This window comes from Psychrobacter sp. T6-1 (assembly GCF_052258445.1).
In genome coordinates this window covers 1-1,342 of record NZ_JBQQFC010000471.1, presented here as the reverse complement: position 1 = coordinate 1,342, position 1,342 = coordinate 1, and the positions used below count along the sequence as shown (strand labels likewise).

The 1,342-nt window shown below is 45.0% G+C and carries 2 protein-coding genes; both read right to left on the bottom strand.

Going from position 1 to position 1,342, the window contains the following annotated elements:
* Positions 1-56: 56 nt before the first annotated feature.
* On the bottom strand, positions 57-653 hold the full coding sequence (locus tag ACTXGO_RS13895) for a cytochrome c-type biogenesis protein (RefSeq protein WP_317199894.1): 597 nt from the start codon (positions 651-653) through the stop codon (positions 57-59).
* Complete coding sequence (locus tag ACTXGO_RS13890) at positions 650-1,285, bottom strand: DsbE family thiol:disulfide interchange protein (RefSeq protein WP_443574932.1); 636 nt, start codon at positions 1,283-1,285, stop codon at positions 650-652. The genes ACTXGO_RS13895 and ACTXGO_RS13890 overlap by 4 nt, the downstream gene beginning before the upstream one ends.
* Positions 1,286-1,342: the final 57 nt, after the last annotated feature.

Here is a 1,342-nt window from a genome sequence, read left to right as displayed (position 1 = left end):
TACTAAGCTGATTAATAGGCTTAGGGCGATAAATAAGCCAAAAGTAGAAAATAGGGTCATTTTTTATCCTTTATGCTGGTGATATCATGATCTACTCTATCGCGCGCGTTGCTTCGTGATAGTAAGCGATCCAGCTCCGCTTTTTCTGCCGCACTCAACGCCTCTGTATGCTCGGCAGCAGTACCTGTTTGACCACGAGCAACAATTTGACGACGGCGACTTTGCCAAAACCAGCCACCAATCAATAAAATCAACAGCAGCGGCGGAAAAAACCATAATATCCAAGTTGAGGGGCGTACTGGCGGCTTGTAGCTAATAAAGTCGCCATAGCGCTCTTGCATATAAACGCGAATCTCGCCATCACTACGGCCATCTTTGACCATATCATAGGTTTTTTGTTTGAGATCTTGCGCGATAGGGGCGTCAGATCCTGCTAGGTTTTGGTTTTGACATTTAGGGCAGCGTAGCTCCTCGATCAAGCCTCGGTACTGCGCTTCTTGCTGCACTGAGTCAAAATCATAGACGTCAATTGCCGCATTAGCATTCACTCCTATTACCAAAGATAGTACTAGAGCTAGCAACACGCTTGCCAACCTTATGACTCGTTTACTAAAGCCATTTTTATTGATGACATTATAGTTACTAATGATCATTGGCAGGCCTCCTCAACTTGAGTAGGATCTGGTGTGCTAGCAGTCTCATTGGCTTTATTGAGTACCATGAGACAAGGTATAATACGCGCTTGCCAATTGGCCTCATTAATCTCACCAATGATGTGCTGACGGATCACCCCTTCGCCATCGACGATAAAGGTTTCGGGTGCACCGGTTAACCCTAAATCTAATGCAAATTGACCTGATAGATCTTGGATAGACATCGAGAATGGATCGCCGCGCTGGTTTAGGTAGCTTAGCGCATTACCGATCTCATCTTTATAGTTGATGCCCACAATATTGACGCCGCGTTCTTCTAACTCCATCAAAAATGGATGCTCAACGATACAAGTAGGGCACCAAGAGCCCCAAACATTGATTAAAAAGGGCTGCTTGGGCAAATTATCATTGGTCATGACTCGCGTCGTATCTGACAATAGCGGTAGCTCAAACGTCGGTACAGGGCGCTCAAGCGCAGTATTAGGCACGATATCTGTCGGCTGACCTAAACGCATATAAAGCATGACGATAAAGCCTGCAAAGACGATAAGCGGAATCAAAAACCATATCTTCATCTGCTTTTTATTCATCGTCTTAGTCTTGGACGCAGGTGCTGTGTTTTTGTCAGGCATATTAAGCCTCCTTATTGATTACAGGAGCGTCGATACGTACAGAAGTATCTGTATTTG

Coding starts and splice junctions, on each gene's coding strand:
- ACTXGO_RS13895 (WP_317199894.1), bottom strand. CDS start 653: ATGATCATTAGTAACTATAATGTCATCAATAAAAATGGCTTTAGTAAA.
- ACTXGO_RS13890 (WP_443574932.1), bottom strand. CDS start 1,285: ATGCCTGACAAAAACACAGCACCTGCGTCCAAGACTAAGACGATGAAT.